Origin of the sequence: Pseudalkalibacillus decolorationis, from assembly GCF_024609785.1 — a bacterium.
Taxonomy (GTDB): Bacteria; Bacillota; Bacilli; order Bacillales; family Fictibacillaceae; genus Pseudalkalibacillus; species Pseudalkalibacillus decolorationis.
This window is the reverse complement of sequence record NZ_JANHJQ010000027.1, coordinates 1-20009: the sequence shown is the minus strand read 5'-3', so window position 1 is coordinate 20009 and position 20009 is coordinate 1. Positions and strand designations below refer to the sequence as shown.

Below are 20009 nucleotides of genomic sequence, written 5' to 3'. Positions count from 1 at the left end.
TTAGTTGCGCTTATACTATAGAAAGTTATTTTTATACTTTCTTAACGTGCAAGAAATGCCGCCTGGGAAGCCCTGAAGGTCATCGAGGAGGCTGTCGCCGCCGCAGGAAGAAGGGGCTGGGTACTGGAGCTAGACATTGCCTCGATATAACTAAAATTTATACTTTCTAAATGTGTTAATAAGAAAAGCGCAAGCGCCCTGCTTAGCCACGAAGGTCACTGGAAGACCGACGAGGAGGCTGTTGCCGCCGCAGGAGGCCTGAAGTGATCCAAGTGGTTGGGCGCTGAAGCTAGACATTACATCCATGCCGCAAACTTTTATACTTTCTTTACTCACAGAAAAAGCGACGGGTTTCAGAACCCATCGCTTTTTCTAATACCATTGTTACTGTGATACAGAGTGTCCTGCTGACTTTGATGCAGGTGATGCAAATCCTACATAAATTGAAGCAAATGCAATAATGAAATGCAGGATGTTATCTGCCATTAAGAAAATAATTCCTAAAAGATCATGTGTGAACAATCCGACGATTGCTACGAGCAAATAAACAAAACCGAATACTTTCGCATACATAGCTGCTTTCGATTCAGTCCCACACATCAATAGAGCTACAATACCTGATGCAAGGTGAACAATATTATGCATCGTTGTGAGGTGGAAAATGCCTTCCATCGGTAAAAAGAATCCGACAATACCTAAAATGATAAATATAATACCTAACGTTTTTACAAACTTTTGCGCCATTTCCTCTCATTCCTTTCAGATATAAATTTTTTTATTTCATAAAGTAAACGATTAGACTTATAGAATGGATCATTTCTTTATCAGAAAATTTTCCATCCTATACACCATATTCCACTATTATTTTAAAATGAAACCATTTATTCATGACTATTGAGATTATCGAGAATTAAAGAAAACTTGGAAAAGCCAAGACTTTGGCGCCGGCTGAGCCGTAGTTGCGCTTATACTATAGAAAGTATTTTTATACTTTCTTAACGTGTAAAATACGGGGTTAGCCCAAAAGAAGGCTCAACCCCGTAACGCGTTTATTTATACTGCTTTTGTGTTTAGTTTAACTTCAATGTTTCCTCTAGTTGCTTTTGAATACGGGCAAAACTTATGGGCGGCTTCTACCAACTCTTCTGCATCTTCTTGACTAACCCCATTCACTTCAGCATTTAACACTACACCAATTTTAAAACCCTTATCTTCAGGATCTTTCATAAAGCTGACGTCTGCAGTGATACTCGTTTCAACATTCTTTTTCTTTTTAGAAGCAACAAGATTCAATGCACCATCAAAGCATGCTGAATATCCTGCTGCAAATAATTCTTCGGGGTTTGTTCCTTTTTTATCGGTATCATCGGTCGGCATAACCAGATCATGATCAATTAATCCACTTTCTGATTTAACATGACCTTTTCGTCCACCTTTTGCAGTCGCATGGGCTGTAAACAATACATCACTCATTTATACTTCACTCCTTCTATTCACTTCAAATTTTTCTACACTTCTACATGTACCTTGTTCATGTCTTTTTGAAACATCACACCCCGGTTTTTCTTACTACTTACATAAAAGTTACATAAGCGCCTTTCCTTCTTCTCTACTAGTCACTTGTACAACGAATTTCCTAAATTATCACCAAATTTTGTATTAATTCGACTTATTTCGACTCACCCTTATAGCTTTGCCACACTCTCTTCAATTCATATTTCCGCCTTTTATCCTATTTAGCGATCCATTTTTTTGAAAAAAGTCTATTATCGTACTGCAGTATTTGACATATTTTTTAGATCGTATCATTTAGACTATTTCGTAACACGAAGGAAAGGAGCTAACATGCTTGATGGTACTTAACTTAGGAGGTGCAGTTTTTTAAATGCGTATGAAAAAACGATTGACGACCATTTTATTTTTGATCCTATCATTAGTATTAATCGCGACTCCTTTTTGGAATACGAAGGTTACAAACGCGAACGAATCTAACATCTTAAAATTTGAGGAAAAAGCAGCACTTGTTTCGATTCATGTCCCAAATCAGGCTGAACTAGATAAACTAGTGGCTTCTGGAATCGATCTAACCGAGCATCTTCACAGACATAAAGACGGTTCTATAGAGGCGGATGCAATTGTCACACCATCGGAAATACAAATGCTCCGACTCCAAGGCATTGAGCTCGAGACTGTATATACTAAGAAAGATGCTCAACTTCGAATAACGAAACGACAGAAAAAAGTACAAAAGCTAAATCAAGTAACTTCTGAACAGGATACTCTTAACATTTTACGGGCGAATTTCTTTGAAAACTACTCAGGAAAATTCCTATATGTTGAAGTAAAAACAAGTGCCGGTGAATCCAAAGGGGTGGCACTAACCGCTAGTTGGGATTCAGGGAAACAACAAGCAACCCTACAACGCCTTGAAGATATGGGAGAATATTTATATCACAAACTACTGATTCCAATTGATGAAGTTCCTAAACAAATTATGATTGAAAGCAGCCTTGGTGGCTCTGCAACTACTAATGTAACGGAATGGCTGGATGAAGGTAAACCAGATCATAAAAACAAGCATTATGTAGAAGACTTTATTGACCACTATATGGATCCGACAGAAGTAACAAATCGAATTGAACAGCTTGCAAAGGAATATCCCGAGCTTGCAGAAATCGTGGAGCTTCCGAATCAAACGAACGGATATCGAAGGAAAGCACAGACCGTCTTAGGTGAAAAGCCTGATTCAATCGTTGTGGTCACATCTCAAAAATGGGGGCACGAAGGCGGAAATGAAATTGCGATCACACTCGCAGATCCTGAAAAAGAAAATGCTAAACTATCAGTTGATGTCGATGGAAAATCAATAACAGTGTCTCTTGCCACGGATGCTAACGGTGAACCTTCGAGTTCAGCAGCCGATGTTGTACAAGCTCTAAATAATGAAGCTAGTAACCTTGTACTTGCAGATACGTTTAGAGATTCTGCTGGGGAGGATCTTGTCACAGCATCATCATCCAAACAACTGGACAACCACTTAAATGCACCTGATTCCATTTCACGGGATCCTTATTCAGTAAAAGCGATTCGTATTGGAAAACACAGGGACGGATCCAGGGTTGGTGTACTAGCTTATTCTCAGGAACATGCTCGTGAATGGGTCACACCACTTGTATCGGTTGAGACAGCCGAGCGATTGTTGCGAAACTACGCGACAGACAGTGAAACACGTAAACTCGTAAACAACTTGGATATCTTCATTGTTCCAACCGTTAATCCAGATGGTGCCCATTACAGTATGTATGACTACAACTGGCAACGAAAAAATATGACTAATCATTGTGTCGATACACCCTACACCGATCCATATGCACGAAATTATTGGGGTGTTGACTTAAACCGAAACCATACTGTCGGTTCCGTATATGACGGCAATATTGGTGCATCAACCAATTGTACAAGTGCGGTTTTCGCAGGCCCTGAAGAGCTATCTGAGCCTGAAGCACAAAACTTAATTTGGTTAGCGGAACAGAATCCGAACATCAAATTCGGCATGAATATTCATAGTTATGGCGGATACTTCATGTGGCCTCCGGGATCCTATAATGAAGACAGAGAAACGCTACCACGTCCAACAGCTGGTGAAGAAGCTTATTTCTGGCAAGCTTCAAATACAATTTTAGACGAGATTAAAAAATATCGCGGAACTGTTATCCTACCAAGCCGCACCGGTCCAATCCCTGACGTACTCTATTCTGCAGCGGGAAACTCTGCTGATGCTCTATGGTACGATTATGGAATTTATGCCTGGGATTTTGAGGTAGGTGCGGACATTTGGAATGAAGAGGAAAATCGTTGGGAGGCAGTCGGATTCCAGCCTCCGTTTGAGGAAGGGCATGCAGAAGCAATGGAATTTGCTAACGGAATGATGGGCCTATTTGATGTCGCTTATCAATTTGCAAAAGACAAGAAACCACCAAAATCAAAGGTTACACCTAATAAGGGACACTATAAGGACTCTGTTGAAATCTCGTTTGAGTCCAGTGAACCAGCCACCATATTTTACACATTAGATGGATCTCGCCCAACCTTTGAATCTAGGAAAGTACAAATAAAAGGAACTCGTGAAGGAGCGGAAACATTCACTTTAGAAGAAACCACTATAGTTAACTGGTTCTCGATGGATGCTGCTGGAAACGTTGAAAAACATTATGATCCGGATGGCAAAGGAAAGAACTACAATACAGCTAAATTTAAAATCAAGTAATATTGTATAAAGGACTGACCTACTAAATTGTCAGTCCTTTAAAATTGTAAAGAGAATTGAGTCCATGGATTCATTTATATTAATATCAGCTTATGTGCAAATACTCATTTTTTGTAATAGTGTCCATTTTTAATGTTTGATTGTTCACGATCTAGTAAACTTAATATAATCTAATGAAAGTGGGTGAGAAGATTGACAAATAATTCGGACATGAAAATTGAAGATTTAGCTAAACAAAACCATGATGAATTAAGAGGACAAGACGTTACATTTAATGGATACCTTATCAAAAAAGCTGAGGAACCACTAGAAGACGGCTATAACTATCCATTTATTGATAACGACATGAATGGAGTCCTTGTTAAATCAAAGTCACCGCTTAATGAACTTCAAACTGGAAAATGGTTTGATGTAAAAGGAAAAATTGACACCACCAACCATCTCGAATTACATGTGGCTTCTAACAAAGACGTAAGAAAATCAGAGGACCAGTCAGATTCCCCTTCCCTATCACGTCGGTTTTCATCCTCTGTAAAAAGTGTGGTAGATGGTGATACCCTTCACCTGCAGAAGCCTGTTCTTGGGGCCACCAAAGTTCGGTTAGTCTCAATCGATACCCCTGAAACCAATTATCAGGGTGATTCACAAGGATATTATGCAGAGGAAGCCACAAGAGTACTGAAAGACCTTTTGAAAGAGGGAGATAAAGTAGACATAAGTGTCGGGGACGATCCCTTTGATCAATATGGCCGCCTCCTAGCAATTGTTATAGAAAAGAAAGAAAACATAAATAAAGAGCTGATTGCAAAAGGTATGGCTGTTCCCTATTTCATTTATCCAAATCTAGAGAACTTTGAAGAGTATGGAAAAACCGTTGTAAAAGCAAAAGAATGCGGCAAAGGATTATGGAATCCAGACCGCCCAATTGATGAACTGCCATATGAATTCCGTTTCAATAAGCGCGGAGGTCCAAATAAATTTGTAGGAAACTATCAAACTAAGGAATACGTTGAACCAGAAAAGTGGGAAAGTGTTGCTATTGAAAATCGGGTCTTTTTTCTAAAAGAAAATCATGCAAAACAAGCCGGTTATTCGAAAAAAACACAGGATGATTCAACATGTTGATGACCAATTGTTAATATAGGTAAAAAAAAGTGTCAGGTCCTCTCTTATCGCAAATGGATGGAATAGGAGCCTGGCACTTTGATTTACCTTCCCCGCTTGTACCCACTAATAGGCATCTTTCATTCTTTCATGAAGTTTATGTTTCAGCTTTTCTTTCATATGCGCATGCTGCCCCTCGGTGAATAAATACTTATCGTCCTGCCAGTGGTTTCCTGGGTATAACCAAACCGGTTTTGATATGCTTTCTGCTGATTCCCATTCATATCTTGGGAAAATATGAGTGTGCAGGAAAGCGTCTGTATTACCGTATATCGAATAATTTATTCTGATTGGATTACAAACGTACTGAATTGTATCCCCTATTAGACTACCATCCAGCAAATACTCCTCACGTTGTTTCACGGATAAATCATTTAAGCTATCAACCTTCTTAAAAGGCAACAATAAACAGTAGCCGGGTAAAAATTGCGTATCACCGATGACCGCAAAATCGCTTCTCATTTCTGTAATCACCATCGGATTTTCACCGTTTCGGGCTGATGCGACTCGATCATCTTTCCAATTTTCTTTACTTAGTTTTGGCATTGGTTCTCTCCTGAATCGTAAATTTTTCACACCATGATCCATTTGCCGTTCACTCCTAATTTGTGAGCTTCAGATGATTAAGAAAATTGCAGGCTATAGATCTTTCTTATAAACAAATCCTTCCTCCAAATACACTTTTAAAAGAGTCATCGCCTCTACCCAACCGGTCGAACAATTGATGCACGCAGCCAAGTCTTTATCAGTATTGGAGTATCCTGACTCTTTCAAGCTAACCAGAGTACCGTCCCTGTATGGTTTAAGTGTAAACGGAACTTGTAGTATTGCCTTCTCCAGGGGCCCATTGGAATACAAATGATTTTCCTAGAATGGCCTCCACGATCTTCCCGCCATCTTCATAATCTTCTTGATTGACACCGAAACTTTCCCACCGAAACTGAATTTCTCCTGTCCCGTCAGCATGCCATTCATGGTTGTTTTGTCAGTGAACCAAGCATTCCACCCTTCATCTTGAAATTGTAAGTTATTCAAGAAAAGAGCAGTTTGAATTAGAAGTGATAGTAAAGATTGGCAGTTAGTAGTTCAAAGTTTAGTTAACTTAAAGTATGATAAATACCTTCAAAGGATCGTATCGTAGAAAAAAGACGCCCAATAGGACGTCTTTTTGTGCGTTTTGCCGCGAGAGACAGCACTCCACATAGTGCATTGCCCAAAAGGCGTGTCAATCTCGTCTTATGCAAAATTAGCTCATCGCCAGATTAGTATACCACTGTTCATGTTGAAAGAGAAGTGGCATTCATAAGGGTTCATACCCCCCCAAGAGAATAATTGCTAGTAATTTTGAAGTATAGTTAGAAACAGCACTAGAAGAAAGGAGAATTTTACACATTTTTTACTAATAATCCAAAATTATTTTGATGAGGAAAACTGATTTGCATATACGAAGGGTTGGTTACTTAAAGGGCAAGCTGTCATCTCATGTTGCTTTTCTTATTGAACTATTCATTTTTTCAAAAAGGAGAAATGCCTTTTTTATTGAATTAAAGTACAGTGATGTTTAATAGGCAGTTTGTTTCGAATGTCATAAATTAAGATTTAACATAGCCTTATTCAACAAATTTTGGATTGTGGAAAAAGTAATTTTAATAAAATATAATCTGAGGTGAATTTATGTCTTTTGTATTATCAAAGGAAAACGCTGTACTAATTGAACAATCAGAAATAGACACATTAGAAGATAGGTTAAAAGCAGTTAAAGAAATAAAAGGTAATCCAATGGGTGTTGAAATTAGAAAATTCAGGAATGCATTCGTATTTTCAGTGAAAAATATTCCAGGTCCTTCTTTCAACACTGTTAAAGGGATTAGTAATAATGATGTTGAGGATATTGACTCCATCTTAGATTTTTACTTAGAAAGAGATATTCCTGCCCGTTTTGAACTTACTCCAGCCAATTCTACTACAGACCTCCTAAGAACATTGAGTAAAAAGGGGTATTTTCATAGCGGATTCCACACGGCTCTTTACCGAAATTTAAATGTCGACCTCATTTTAAATAAAGAATTGAATTCATCAATACGTATAGAGGAAATTAAGAAAGATGAATTTGATACTTTTGGAGAAATTTATACAAAAGGGTTTAATATGCCTTCGTTCTTAAAGGAGCATGTTACAGAAAACAATAAGGTCCTTGATGATAAAGACAATTGGACATTTTATGTGGCAAGTGTAGAAGGTGAGCCTGCTGGAGTTGGAGTACTATTTGTGAAGAATGGGATTGGAACCTTAGCTGCATCAGCTACAGTTCCAGAACTAAGGAACAAAGGGGTCCAAAGTGCATTAATAAATAAACGTATAGAAACAGCAATTAAGCTTAACTGTAATTTAATAGTTGGACAAGCTGCATATGGAAGTGTGAGCCAAAAGAATATGGAACGAGCTGGGATGAAAATTGCTTACACCAATGCGATTTGGGAGGAAATATAATTAATTTTATACATCATATATAAACTGGTATTTGTTAAAGAAAAGGGGGCTATGATATAACACTTTTTATCACAAATCCCGGATTGTAATGCGCAACAGCCGCAGTTTTCAACGGAAGAATGCGGCTTTATACTGTCCAAAGTAAAGGACTTTATCTAAACTGTTCAAGACATCCAATTTGCGTGATCCTCTTGATAAATTAATTCACTTGTAAAAGCTCGATGTTTTCACCGTTTGGGCCGATAATAAATACGGTTTTCCAGCCGTTCTCGAGGTTATATGGACCTTCGTTTACTACGATGTCCTCTCCCAACTTTTCCAATGACTGTTCGAGGTCCTTTACTTCCAAAGCAAAATGGATCGTGCTTGTACTTTCTCCTAAAGACTCAACTTGGGTGAGTTCCAATCTAAAATCATCAAGAGTTAGAAAGACAAGCGATTCCCCCATCAGGGTTACTTTTTGCTCAACTTGAAAACCAAACCGTTTAAAAAAGGAAATTGATCGTTCTAAGTCTGTCGTTTCAATACCCAAGTGATGGAATTTCATCCGAACGTCTCCCCAAGATCAGATTCATATCTCCAAATTCATGCCATAGATAGCGTTGATCAACGGCTTCCTTGTATGCAGTTTTTAAAATGAGTTGCGGAACAAAGGCTGACAGCATATCGAGGTGACTTGCTTCTGGCTCATGGAACCCAGTGATCAAACCATCTACGATTTGCAGCTCGAAGTCTCCATGAATGTGTAAATTTGTCCATCCCTTTTGTGAGATAGATCTTCCGTTTCCATCAACCGCTGACTCAAGTGCTCGGACAACCGTGGTACCAACTGCGATGACTCTCCCTCCTTGTTCCTTCGTTTTACGAATCAATTCTGCCGTATCTCCAGGCACCTCATATTCTTCAAGACTTTCAGCTGGACCTACCTTCCATTGATCATTTAGGAAATAGCTCAGCCCTGTATGAAGTGTGATTGTAGCAATCTGAATCCCTTTCTTTTTTAGACGGAACAGCATTTCCCAACTGAATGCTCTCCCTGCTGAGGTCATTTCAACTGAACCCGGTACCGTTCCATACACGGTTTGATAGTAATCGAGCGTCCAGTTTTCCTTAATATACTCATAGCGGATCGGTTCCCCAAGCTTGTATAATTGATCGTACAAGTCATTCCCTCGCTTTGAAAATGAAATCGTCACGAGCGGTGATTTTGGATTGCAGGTACGGACTCGTGCTCGGAGTGTAGGTGAAAAAGTTAATTCATCTCCTTGCTGAACCGTTTGACCGACAACCAGCACTTTCCAAACTGAATTGCTTTTTCGTTGTGCAAGTCTAAGCTCGACGTCTTTTACATTGACGCCTTTCGCTCGCTTTAATTCCACTGTAAAAGCGGCTGGAAGGGTTCGACTGGTGTTGAGAACAAGCAGGTCACCTACCTTCAAGTAATTTTCCAATTTATAAAACTGATCATGGTACGTATTGCCATTGTTACGATCTAAGATCATCAACCGTACATGATCCCGGTTTACTCCGCGTCTTTCCGCCGGAATCGATGCATTTAATTCACCTGGTAGATCAAAATGGATTGGATCCCTTGCAGCTAGTGCCATGTTAATCCCTGCTTTCTACTGTGAAATTTTGTGCTTCTAATCGTTTTCCGTTCACGTTGTTCGCTTCATCCGATGCGAGGTATAGAAAAACATCTGTTAGGTGTTCAGGATCGGCCAGTTCGTAGTCACAATCAGGGACTGCACGGTCATGCATTTCCGTGTCCATTTCCCCTGGATCGATCATATTGATTCGAATACCGGTTCCATCGAGTTCATCTGCCCAGATTTCTGTCTGTCCTTCGAGTGCAAATTTCGATACACCGTATGCACCCCATCCAGCATAGCCAACATTCCCAGCTTCTGAGGTCACATTAATGATCGACCCAACACCACGCTGTAACATCCCCGGTAATACCCGTTTGGTGACATAAAATGGACCCGCTGCATTTACACGTAATACTTCTATAAAATCTTCCGATGGATAGTCCGCAAGAAACGGAATCGGACTTGGTCCAAGAAATGACGCATTATTGATCAATACATCGATTCTTCCGAAGTTCGACTCTGTAAGGGAAACAAACCGCTCAATATCACGAGGATCTGAGGCATCAGCCGTAACCGCAAGAACATCAGCTCCGAGTGCTTCTAATTCTTTTGCGGTTTCCATCAATTTCACTTCTCCTCTTGCACAAATGGCAAGATCTGCACCTTGTCTTGCAAATGCTTTTGCTGCTGCCTTTCCTAGTCCCATTGACGCTCCAGTTATCATCACAACTTGCTTTGTATTCATTTATATCACTCCTAAAAGGTTTGTTTTTATCTTGATTTAAGTGTAAATCAGAACAAGAGCAATATCGTCGGAACGTGGATGGAACTTTACATACAAAAAAGGCCTTACTAAAAACGTAAGACCTTACTCAGACTTTAGATGTAGGATAGGATGAACTACCACAGTTAAAAAATTGTGGTAGTTAGTTTTCTGGATTATATCGATACCGCTTCAAATCAAGCTTTTTCTCTGAAATAAATTCAATACCTTCACTTTCCAAAGAGAGCCTTTGTACATTGAATCCTTCGTCATCCTGGAACCCGATTTCTCCTTTTGAGTTGATGACTCGATGCCATGGAAGATTGTACTTTTTACTTGATGAATGTAGTACTCGAACAACTTGCCGCGCTCCTCTAGCACTTCCAGCTAGTCTTGCAATCTGCCCATAAGTCATCACTTTACCCTCGGGAATATTTTTGATAAGTTCAATCACTTTTTTCGTAAATGGAGTCATCTGTCACTCCCTCTTATTTATCAGTGGAATAATCCTTTGATACCTCATCCCAAACCTCGGTATTTTTCAGACCGATCGTCCTCGGGTTAAAAACAGGATTTTTACCAGCACGCTTTTGATCTAGATAATCCTTCAGAGCGGCAAAGGCAATTTTTCCGAGCATCGTAATCGCAATCAAGTTCACGACAGCCATTAACGCCATGAACAAATCTGCTAGACTCCAAACAATTGAAATCTTAGCAATGGAACCGAACATAACCATTCCGACAACTGCTAAGCGATAAATTAAGATCAAACTTTTGTTATCCGGCTTAATGAATTCAAGGTTCGTTTCCCCATAATAATAGTTCCCGACGACTGAACTGAAGGCAAATAGGAAAATGAAAACCGAAATCAAAATCCCTGCCCAATCACCTACGTGTGTCGTTAAAGCATCTTGGGTAAGTTGAATACCATCACTAGATCCTTGATATACACCGGATAAAATAATCATGAATGCTGTTGCACTACAAATGAGGATCGTATCCGTAAAAACACTTAACGTTTGAATCAAGCCTTGCTTAGCAGGATGTGACACACTGGCTGTTGCAGCAGCATTCGGTGCACTACCCATACCAGCTTCATTCGAAAACAGACCACGTTTGATTCCATTCATCAAGGCCGCACCAATACCACCGCCAATTGCTTCTTCTAGACCAAATGCACTACTAACAATCAGCTGAATGACAGAGGGAATCTCCGAAATATTCACAACGATAATATAAAGTGCGAGCAATAAATAAAGAACTGCCATAACCGGAACAATCGCCTCTGCAACACGTGCAATCCGTTTGATCCCGCCAAAAATGATAATCGCAGTAATGATACTGATGACAATACCAAACACATAACGGTCGATCCCAAATGAATTTTCAAAGGCTAGTGAAATCGTATTCGTTTGCACCGCGTTAAAAACAAGACCGAATGTAAACGTAATCAGAATTGCGAAAAGAATCCCCATCCAGCGTTTGTTTAGCCCTTTTTCCATATAATATGCAGGACCGCCGCGGAATCCAAAATCGTCTTTCACCTTATAGATCTGTGCAAGCGTACTCTCTACAAATGCAGACGCTGCACCAATTAATGCAATGAGCCACATCCAAAATACTGCTCCAGGTCCTCCAAGCGATATTGCTAGAGCAACACCCGCTAAGTTTCCTGTTCCAACTCTAGATGCTGTACTAATACTAAAGGCTTGGAATGATGATACCCCTTTTTTCTTTTTATCCCCAGAAGCAGTCGCGCCTTCCCCTAGCAGTTTCACCATGTCCCCAATTAAGCGGAATTGAACAAATTTCGTTCGAATGGAAAAATATAAACCTAGGATAATGAGCATTGCAATCAGTACATACGTCCAAAGAATGTTATTTCCCCACGATACAATGGCTTCTAACCATGCCATAATTCTTCACCTCTTCATCTGTAATTCTCTAGTTGATTATTCTCTAGTTCTCTCTTATAAACCGACCTTTCTATTGTATAACACAAGAACTGATTTTTACATGTAAAATATAGGTACGATTCAGATGGAGTGAATATGTATTGTCCATTTACAGGATACGGACAAACTCAAGGAACTTATCAATACGATCGATACAGATATAGCCCCTATCCTAGTTTTTTTAACTTCTAAAAACAGAAGGATAGATCATCTCACTTTGATCTATCCTTCATTTTTCACACGTTAAGAAAGTATAAAAAATACTTTCTATAGTATAAAGCAAGGGCCTTTAGGTCATCCCTTTAGGGACTAAGGCGATCACCAGCGCTAAGGCTTGGCGCTAGCCAAGTTTTCTTTATACGTTAAGAAAGTATAAAAATACTTTCTATAGTATAAAGCAAGGGCCTTTAGGTCATCCCTTTAGGGACTAAGGCGATCACCAGCGCTAAGGCTTGGTGCTAGCCAAGTTTTCTTTATTTAGGTTGTCGTATTCATCTGCTTTTTCAGTTGTTCACGTAATGCCCTCTTCAAAAACTTTCCAACTGATGTCTTCGGGATTTCATCCATAAACACGATGTCATCGGGTATCCACCATTTGACGAATTGTGGTTTTAAAAAGGCCAACAGCTCTTCCTTCGTTACTTTTCCTTTCATTTCATCTTTTAAAACAACGCATGCAATTGGTCTTTCTTGCCACTCATCATGGGGTATAGCAACCACAGAAGCTTCGAATACACTGTTATGGGTCATTAAGGCATTTTCGATATCTACTGAAGAGATCCATTCTCCACCGCTTTTAATCAAATCTTTCGTCCTATCCACAATCTTAATAGAGCCTTCCTCGTCAATGGTTACAACATCGCCGGTATGAAGCCATCCATCTCGAAACGCCTCATCCGTCCGCTCATCTTGATAATATTCATCCGCGACCCAATTTCCTCTCAGGAGTAATTCGCCCATTTCTTTTCCGTCCCATTTCACATCACCATTTGGACCCATCACTTTCATATCAACACCTGGAACGACATAGCCCTGCTTACTGCGGACCTCTAGGCGATCCTCTTCTTCTAGATCTGATTGGTAGCTTTTAAGTCTCGAGAAGGTCACAAGCGGACTCGTTTCTGTCATTCCGTACGCATGGATAAATGGGATTTTATGCTTTGATTCGAACGCTCTAATCATACCTTTTGGAGCAGCAGCCCCTCCGCATAATACCGCTCGCAAACTACTTGTGTCGTATTTTCCTGTATCGAGTTCTTTTAAGAGAGCCATCCAGATTGTCGGAACACCCCCGGTTATCGTAACCCCTTCTTGTTCGATCAACTCCGCTAGAATAGTAGGTGTAACCATCGGGCCTGGAAGAACTTGTGTCGTACCAAACCAGAGAGCCGCAAACGGTAAACCCCATGCGTTCACATGGAACATTGGAACAACAGGCATCGCAACGTCTGACTCGGAAATCGCAGCACTATCTGCTAATCCTAATGCCATACAGTGTAATACGATGGCACGATGCGTATAAACGACTCCCTTTGGATTGCCTGTAGTTGCAGATGTATAACACATACCTGCCGGCGCATTTTCATCTATATTCGTTAAAAGTTCAAAACGATCATCCGCTTGTTCAATCAATTGTTCATAGTGGTACACATTTTCAATTGTTGTTTCCGGTAAGGTTTTTTCATCCGTCATAATGATAAAGGCTTCAACTGTAGTAAGTTCATCCTTCACTTTTTCAATTAGAGGAAGCAGTTCTGCATCAATTAATAGCGCCTTGTCCTTTGCGTGATTAATAATGTACGAAATATGGTTTGGGGACAGACGAATGTTGATCGTATGCAGAATTCCCCCAATTCCAGGTATGCCGAAATAGGCTTCGAGATGACGGTGATGGTTCCATGCGAATGTGCCAATTCGATCCCCTTGTTTCATCCCGAGCATTGTTAACGCACTCGACAATCTACGAATCCGCTTTCCAGACTCACCATACGTCAACCTTGTAATTCCTGAGGCTGTTCGTGAAACAATCTCTTTTTTGGAAAAATACTTCTCTGCATGCTCGACCATTGCTGATAGCGTAAGTGGAATGTTCATCATCATAGTAATTTCCTCCCTTGAATGGTTAATCTATTTGTACTAAGAAGGGCTGCAATCCTTGCCCAACCACTAACTCATTCCTTTAACATTAGACTAGACCATCTATCTTCCGTTCTTACCGTTGTGATTCTTTATCCTTCTTGAATTCGTTTCTAAGTAAAAACTTCTGGATTTTCCCGCTTGCATTACGGGGTAATTCTTCCGTGAAAATATAACTTCGCGGTCTCTTAAAACCTGCTAATGTACGACTTGATCTACAAAATTGGTCAAGTTCATCTTCAGATAATCTAGGATCTTTTTTTACAATAATAGCAGTTACACGTTCTCCCCATTTTTCATCGGGAGTTCCGAGAACCGCGACATCAAGAACGCCTTCATGCTCATAGAGAAGATCCTCCACCTCTCTCGGATAAACATTTTCTCCTCCAGAAATGATCATATCGTCTACTCGATCGGCTATATACAAATACCCTTCTTCATCTAAATAACCTAAATCCCCGGAATGGTACCAGCCCTTATGCATTGCCTCATTGGTTGCCTCTAGCCGATTATAATAACCGACCATCATACTTGGTCCTCGAACGATGATTTCTCCAATTTCCCCTGGTGGCAACACATCCATAGGATCAGATGGACCATGCTCATTCGGCCGAACAATCCGAATTTCATGATTAAAACACGCTTTACCAGCAGAACCTGATTTAGAAATTTGCTCATCCTCGTTTAAAAAGGTGATTGCAGGTCCCATCTCAGTCATTCCATATGCTTGAACAAGGTCTATTCCGAGCTTTTCTTTGCACGATCTAACAAGTGCAGGAGCCATCGGTGCCGCCCCGTAAAGACCTAGCCTTAAACTGCTTAGATCATACGTTTTGAGTTCTTGCTGTAACATCATATTCCACATCGTTGGCGCACCGAACATTTCAGTAATTTTTTCACTTTCTATAGATTTTAAAACGTGAACTGGATCAAAATGATGAATGATCACATTCGATGCACCTACGTGAATCCTTGGCAGGAAACAACAGTGCAATTCCGCACAATGAAACATCGGAGCAGCTACTAATCCTCGATCAATAGCCGAAAGCTTTTTGACAGCTGCGCAAACGAGACTTTGCTCAACCATATCTCGGTGACGATGCACGACACCTTTTGGCCGTCCTGTCGTCCCACTCGTATACATAATTGCGTATGGGTCATCTTCGTGAACCTCAATATTCGGTTCCTTGGATTGTGCTTCACTAACTTGTTTTTGGTAATTAACAGCATAAGTTGGAGTGTCTGGGCTAATACACCAGAATGAGGTTTCCGGGAACTCGTTATAAATTTCAGCGACATTCGGTTCAAGGGCGGTTTCAAATAAGAGGATCGCGGGGTTCGCATCTTCGAGAATATAGGCGACTTCCTTTGCTTTTAAACGAAAATTAATCGGATTTAATATAGCTCCAATTTTGGCACTGGCGAAAAAAGCCACAGCAAGCTCTGGTGCATTAAACAGATACGTTGATACCCGATCTCCCTTACGAACACCTGAGGCAATCAATGCATTTGCGAGCTTGTTCACCTCATCGTTCCACTGATTAAAAGTCCAACGTTCCCCCGTTTCTGCATCAATAATTGCCTCTTTATTTGAAAACTTTTGCACCGTCTGGTTGAATAACCTACCAATCGTTACATACATGAACGTCTCCTCCTTTTACTCTTTTTAGAGCATGCGATATTCATAATCTATTCCAATCGATCGCAATTAAGTAAACGCTTTCAAGAAGCAGGATATTTAGGTTTTATATTCATTGTCGTATTTGACTCTTGGTATTTTTCTTAAGTGAATAATTTGTACCATTAGGTAGGATGAATAGTATGAGGTTTGGTTTGAATAGATTTAGCTGAATACACTTAATTCGTTCTTTTGTCTTATTCCACATGTACGAGGGAAATTCCTACCTTGAAGATTATTTATATATTGTTTATTTAAAATATTATGACAATAGGATTACAATTGCTAAAATTGGGGTATTAGGTTATTATAGTACATCATTAGAATCTTAATACTTGTTGCAATTCATTTTTATCATAATGATAGGGGGAATCTGAAATGAGTAATCTTCAACTACCGATTTTTCAAACTGGTGAATGGGTAAAAGGGAAAACAATAAATGACGAAATGATCCAGGGGTATATTCATTCGATTCATCCACAAAACGGAACAATTCAACTATATGTCACTATATCAGACCATAAAGAAATAATTGGAAAAATGATTGAAACATTCGTACATCGCATCGAACCGTTGCCAAAGTCAATCGACGATCAAGAAGGATATCTCGCGAACCTCATTGATATTGCCCTACTTACCAAAGACAGAGAATGGTTTATGGAAGTATGGAGCAAGTTGAATAACTTGAAGAACAGTAAAGAAGAAACGATGCCATGTTAATATAGTTAATAAGAAAAGCGGAAGCGCCCTGCTTAGCCACGAAGGTCACTGGAAGACCGACGAGGAGGCTGTTGCCGCCGCAGGAGGACTGAAGTGATCCAAGTGGTTGGGCGCTGAAGCTGGACATTACATCCATGCCGCAAACTTTTATACTTTCTATACGTGTAAAGACAAGGACTGACCCAGTAGAACCTGGTGTCAGTCCTTTTTCTGAAACGATTTTTTCCACAGGTCACCCTAAATTACCAACTCTAATGTTAAGGAGATATTTATTTTATGTTATTTTCGTAAAATGAGCGTTAGGACCGTTGAGTACAGCCAATTAATTAACTATACTTTCAGGTAATAGAGGAATCGTATTTTAATAGAGGGGGGAAAGTTGAATGAGCAGAGTTGTCAAAGTATTAGCCACAAGTATGGTTGCGATTTTTTTACTCGTATATTCTTTTGGAGCAGCGTCAGCGGATGATAATAAGAGCCATTACTCGAAGAAAGCGACAAAGAATATCAGTGAAAAGCTTCATCAGAAACCTAGTAAAAGGGGAAAAGACCGGGAATCTGTTCACTCGGTGGATAAGCTGAGATTACTAGGATCAAAAATCGTTTCCAACGACACAAAATATAAAGAAACTGTAGTTGGCGGTCTTTCTGGTCTAACCTATGACTCTAAAAAGAAAAAGTGGTACATAGTTAGTGATGACAGGTCTGAAATCAATTCTGCACGTTTTTACACTGGAAAATTGAAATATAGTTTAAAAGGGTTTAAATCTGTTCACTTTACTGGCGTGACATTTTTACGACAACCGAATGGATCCCTCTACCCTAGTTCTAAAACATATAGTTCTGACAAAGAAGGCTATGTTCCGGATTTTGAATCGATACGTATAGATCCTAGGAATGGCGGAATTTGGTATACCAGTGAGGGAGACAGGGCGCTTGGTCAGAATCCTGTCATCCGTCACGCTACTGTGAAAGGAAAGTATTTATCGGGACTACCCTTGCCTGAAAATGCAAAAATGGATGATCAATCAACGAAAGGATTCCGCAATAATCTTGCACTTGAAGGAAGTACCTTTTCTATAGATGGACTTTCCTTCTGGACAGCAATGGAAGGACCTCTTCTTCAGGATGACAACATCCCAACCGTAGATTCCGGATCTGTTTCACGTCTCACTCAATACAATAGAGACGGCAATGTCATCGCACAATACGCGTACAACATAGATGCCATACCTGCAAAGCCAGGACCCGGAAAATTTGCCGATAACGGTGTGACAGACATTCTAGCAATCAATGAGCATGAATTTCTAATCCTTGAACGCTCAGCGGTACAAGCAGCTGACGGAAGCTTCAAAAATCACATTCGCATATATAAAATAAATACGAAAAATGCCACCGATATAAGTAGGTTTGAATCGATTAAAGATAAAGATTTTGTTTCTGTTGACAAAGAGTTAGTTCTTAACTTAAATGAGCTGGGATTATCCAAACTCGACAATATTGAAGGCATGGCATGGGGAAAGAAACTGAAGAACGGACATGATAGCCTTGTCGTAGTGTCGGATAATAATTTTAATAATTCCCAAGTGACACAGTTTATTGCACTAGAAGTATTACCTGAAAAATAATGATGCGTTAGTTACAGAAATCAAATCTTCATCCGAAATAAAAAAAACAACCCTAAAATTAAAATTAAGGTTGTTTTGTAAATTACAATTTATTGATTCTTAGGTGCTGCCGGTTCATCACCAATTGGAATTTGAATGAGGTTGCCTGTTCCGGTAGCCTTTGGCATTTGTCCATCCCATTTCTGGATCCACATGTATTGAATCACTTCAGGTGTCATTGATTCTCGAATTATTTTATTATAATCAGCCGTCGCCTTTGCTTCAATTCGTTTCTTTTCTGCTTCAGCTTCTGCAATTTTCAACTCAGTCTGTTTTCGTTCTAGTTCTTGAGAAGCTGTCACTCTTGCATTGATCGCTTCTTGTGTCGCTTTATCCGGCTTTGGTACACCAAGTGTTAGATCGTCTATGATAAAACCTAAATCTCCAACATCCTCGGAAAATACCTTTTGTACATCCATACCAGCAGCAGCAGATTTCTGACCATACGTTTCGATTACTGAATATTTAGCGATTGCTTTACGTCCAGCGTCCCAGAGCCTTGTTCGTAAATATGTAGACTCTATTTCAGATACCTCTACAGGTCCAAATTTATTAAATAAAGCGACTACTTTATCGGGTTGAATACTATAGTTGTAAGCAAAATCCATCGTAATGTTCTTACCGTCTGAAGTTGCGACTTGGATATCATCATATTGTACCGTTTGCATTCGCACTGGATATCGTGTGACTTTATCAAACAGACCTACTATATGCCACCCCTGACCTAACGTCTCTTCTTGGACACCACCGTTTGGACTATATACAACACCTACATAACCATTTTGAATTTTTTCAATAAATAACGATCCAACACCAATGATTAATGCAAGTGCAACAGCAATGATAATTCCACCGATTATTTTCCGATTGCTATTCGGTCTCTTTTTTTCTGGCATCTGTACTGTTTCCATTCTCTGTTTCCCCCCAGAATTTCTTATACTTTTTGGCAGTACTACCTACCTTTTTATATGTAGGTGACAACAAAAGCCATAGACCGATACCAAGCAAAATAACAATTATAACTGAGCCTATAAACACCTTCATGTCATCCCCTCCCATCACCTATATTTACGAATTATCAAGGTAAAGGTTTCATTTTCTTTTATCGTTTAATACTGCCCTCTTTCATTGTATCGAAGAAAGGAATTAGTAATGATCGGATTTACTTTTTTACATGTTCAAAATAAGAAAAGCGGAAGCGCCCTGCTTAGCCACGAAGGTCACTGGAAGACCGACGAGGAGGCTCGGCCCAAACGAGTTTGGCCCTGCGTGGGAATATACATGAAGTACTTCAGTGTGTTGCCGCCGCAGGAGGCCTGAAGTGATCCAAGTGGTTGGGCGCTGAAGCTGGACATTACATCCATGCCGCAAACTTTTATACTTTCTTTACTCGCAAAAAAACAACCCCTGTAATGTAGAGGTCACTGAAAAAGTTCCATAAATGATGAAAAGGTATAATTCCTTGTATGTATCGAGGGAATTATACCTTTTTTACTGTATAATTTAAGTATCAAATTTTAGTGGGTGGATACGATGATACGGAAACAACTATCTCTTCCATTAAGTTCTTATACGGA

Annotated in this window: 17 protein-coding genes; 5 read left to right on the top strand and 12 right to left on the bottom strand. The window is 39.8% G+C overall.

Annotation, left to right across the window (positions count from 1 at the left end):
* Positions 1-384: 384 nt before the first annotated feature.
* Positions 385-744, bottom strand: a complete 360-nt coding sequence (locus tag NON16_RS20225; RefSeq protein ID WP_257351230.1) for a DUF4383 domain-containing protein — start codon at positions 742-744, stop codon at positions 385-387.
* 309 nt (positions 745-1053) lie between these two features.
* A complete protein-coding gene (locus tag NON16_RS20220) occupies positions 1054-1473 on the bottom strand; it encodes an organic hydroperoxide resistance protein (RefSeq protein ID WP_257351229.1) in 420 nt (139 codons plus the stop codon).
* Between the two features lie 412 nt (positions 1474-1885).
* On the opposite strand from NON16_RS20220, the gene NON16_RS20215 reads away from it, so the two are divergent.
* Complete coding sequence (locus NON16_RS20215; RefSeq protein ID WP_257351228.1) at positions 1886-4267, top strand: M14 family metallopeptidase; 2382 nt, start codon at positions 1886-1888, stop codon at positions 4265-4267.
* 192 nt (positions 4268-4459) lie between these two features.
* Positions 4460-5392 (top strand): thermonuclease family protein, encoded by a 933-nt coding sequence (locus NON16_RS20210; RefSeq protein ID WP_257351227.1) that lies wholly within the window; start codon positions 4460-4462, stop codon positions 5390-5392.
* A gap of 105 nt (positions 5393-5497) precedes the next feature.
* On the opposite strand, the gene NON16_RS20205 is transcribed toward NON16_RS20210, so the two are convergent.
* Positions 5498-5977 (bottom strand): HIT family protein, encoded by a 480-nt coding sequence (locus NON16_RS20205; protein ID WP_257351226.1) that lies wholly within the window; start codon positions 5975-5977, stop codon positions 5498-5500.
* 1128 nt (positions 5978-7105) lie between these two features.
* On the opposite strand from NON16_RS20205, the gene NON16_RS20200 reads away from it, so the two are divergent.
* Complete coding sequence (locus tag NON16_RS20200) at positions 7106-7921, top strand: GNAT family N-acetyltransferase (protein ID WP_257351225.1); 816 nt, start codon at positions 7106-7108, stop codon at positions 7919-7921.
* 199 nt (positions 7922-8120) lie between these two features.
* Here NON16_RS20200 and NON16_RS20195 read toward each other — a convergent pair whose 3' ends face one another.
* The 7 genes from NON16_RS20195 to NON16_RS20165 all read right to left on the bottom strand — a co-directional run bounded on the left by NON16_RS20195 (position 8121) and on the right by NON16_RS20165 (position 16009).
* Positions 8121-8468: a VOC family protein gene (locus NON16_RS20195; protein ID WP_257351224.1), complete on the bottom strand. Its 348-nt coding sequence runs from the start codon at positions 8466-8468 to the stop codon at positions 8121-8123.
* Positions 8443-9528 carry an S-adenosylmethionine:tRNA ribosyltransferase-isomerase gene (locus NON16_RS20190; protein ID WP_257351223.1) on the bottom strand — a complete coding sequence of 362 codons (1086 nt, stop codon included), beginning with the start codon at positions 9526-9528 and terminating at the stop codon, positions 8443-8445. Before NON16_RS20190 ends, NON16_RS20195 begins: the two co-directional genes overlap by 26 nt.
* Position 9529: 1 nt before the next feature.
* Entirely contained in the window at positions 9530-10258 is a 729-nt protein-coding gene (locus NON16_RS20185; protein WP_257351222.1) for an SDR family NAD(P)-dependent oxidoreductase, read from the bottom strand.
* Between the two features lie 181 nt (positions 10259-10439).
* The gene (locus tag NON16_RS20180) at positions 10440-10751 is read right to left on the bottom strand and encodes an MGMT family protein (protein ID WP_257351221.1); all 312 of its coding nucleotides are present in this window, start codon (positions 10749-10751) and stop codon (positions 10440-10442) included.
* A gap of 13 nt (positions 10752-10764) precedes the next feature.
* On the bottom strand, positions 10765-12192 hold the full coding sequence (locus NON16_RS20175; RefSeq protein ID WP_257351220.1) for an alanine/glycine:cation symporter family protein: 1428 nt from the start codon (positions 12190-12192) through the stop codon (positions 10765-10767).
* Positions 12193-12708: 516 nt separating this feature from the next.
* On the bottom strand, positions 12709-14331 hold the full coding sequence (locus NON16_RS20170; RefSeq protein ID WP_257351219.1) for a long-chain fatty acid--CoA ligase: 1623 nt from the start codon (positions 14329-14331) through the stop codon (positions 12709-12711).
* Positions 14332-14443: 112 nt separating this feature from the next.
* Entirely contained in the window at positions 14444-16009 is a 1566-nt protein-coding gene (locus NON16_RS20165; protein ID WP_257351218.1) for a fatty acid--CoA ligase, read from the bottom strand.
* 414 nt (positions 16010-16423) lie between these two features.
* Here NON16_RS20165 and NON16_RS20160 point away from each other — a divergent pair, with 414 nt between their 5' ends.
* On the top strand, positions 16424-16765 hold the full coding sequence (locus NON16_RS20160; RefSeq protein ID WP_257351217.1) for a hypothetical protein: 342 nt from the start codon (positions 16424-16426) through the stop codon (positions 16763-16765).
* A 383-nt stretch (positions 16766-17148) separates the two neighbouring features.
* On the top strand, positions 17149-18393 hold the full coding sequence (locus NON16_RS20155; RefSeq protein WP_257351216.1) for an esterase-like activity of phytase family protein: 1245 nt from the start codon (positions 17149-17151) through the stop codon (positions 18391-18393).
* Positions 18394-18482: 89 nt separating this feature from the next.
* On the opposite strand, the gene NON16_RS20150 is transcribed toward NON16_RS20155, so the two are convergent.
* Both NON16_RS20150 and NON16_RS20145 read right to left on the bottom strand, forming a co-directional pair.
* The gene (locus NON16_RS20150) at positions 18483-19328 is read right to left on the bottom strand and encodes a prohibitin family protein (protein WP_257351269.1); all 846 of its coding nucleotides are present in this window, start codon (positions 19326-19328) and stop codon (positions 18483-18485) included.
* Positions 19303-19476, bottom strand: coding sequence for a hypothetical protein (locus NON16_RS20145; RefSeq protein WP_257351215.1), 174 nt, complete (start codon positions 19474-19476; stop codon positions 19303-19305). Before NON16_RS20145 ends, NON16_RS20150 begins: the two co-directional genes overlap by 26 nt.
* Between the last annotated feature and the right edge of the window lie 533 nt (positions 19477-20009).

Coding starts and splice junctions, on each gene's coding strand:
- NON16_RS20185 (WP_257351222.1), bottom strand. CDS start 10,258: ATGAATACAAAGCAAGTTGTGATGATAACTGGAGCGTCAATGGGACTA.
- NON16_RS20170 (WP_257351219.1), bottom strand. CDS start 14,331: ATGATGATGAACATTCCACTTACGCTATCAGCAATGGTCGAGCATGCA.
- NON16_RS20175 (WP_257351220.1), bottom strand. CDS start 12,192: ATGGCATGGTTAGAAGCCATTGTATCGTGGGGAAATAACATTCTTTGG.
- NON16_RS20215 (WP_257351228.1), top strand. CDS start 1,886: ATGCGTATGAAAAAACGATTGACGACCATTTTATTTTTGATCCTATCA.
- NON16_RS20145 (WP_257351215.1), bottom strand. CDS start 19,476: ATGAAGGTGTTTATAGGCTCAGTTATAATTGTTATTTTGCTTGGTATC.
- NON16_RS20155 (WP_257351216.1), top strand. CDS start 17,149: ATGAGCAGAGTTGTCAAAGTATTAGCCACAAGTATGGTTGCGATTTTT.
- NON16_RS20160 (WP_257351217.1), top strand. CDS start 16,424: ATGAGTAATCTTCAACTACCGATTTTTCAAACTGGTGAATGGGTAAAA.
- NON16_RS20195 (WP_257351224.1), bottom strand. CDS start 8,468: ATGAAATTCCATCACTTGGGTATTGAAACGACAGACTTAGAACGATCA.
- NON16_RS20190 (WP_257351223.1), bottom strand. CDS start 9,528: ATGGCACTAGCTGCAAGGGATCCAATCCATTTTGATCTACCAGGTGAA.
- NON16_RS20225 (WP_257351230.1), bottom strand. CDS start 744: ATGGCGCAAAAGTTTGTAAAAACGTTAGGTATTATATTTATCATTTTA.
- NON16_RS20205 (WP_257351226.1), bottom strand. CDS start 5,977: ATGCCAAAACTAAGTAAAGAAAATTGGAAAGATGATCGAGTCGCATCA.
- NON16_RS20150 (WP_257351269.1), bottom strand. CDS start 19,328: ATGCCAGAAAAAAAGAGACCGAATAGCAATCGGAAAATAATCGGTGGA.
- NON16_RS20220 (WP_257351229.1), bottom strand. CDS start 1,473: ATGAGTGATGTATTGTTTACAGCCCATGCGACTGCAAAAGGTGGACGA.
- NON16_RS20180 (WP_257351221.1), bottom strand. CDS start 10,751: ATGACTCCATTTACGAAAAAAGTGATTGAACTTATCAAAAATATTCCC.
- NON16_RS20165 (WP_257351218.1), bottom strand. CDS start 16,009: ATGTATGTAACGATTGGTAGGTTATTCAACCAGACGGTGCAAAAGTTT.
- NON16_RS20200 (WP_257351225.1), top strand. CDS start 7,106: ATGTCTTTTGTATTATCAAAGGAAAACGCTGTACTAATTGAACAATCA.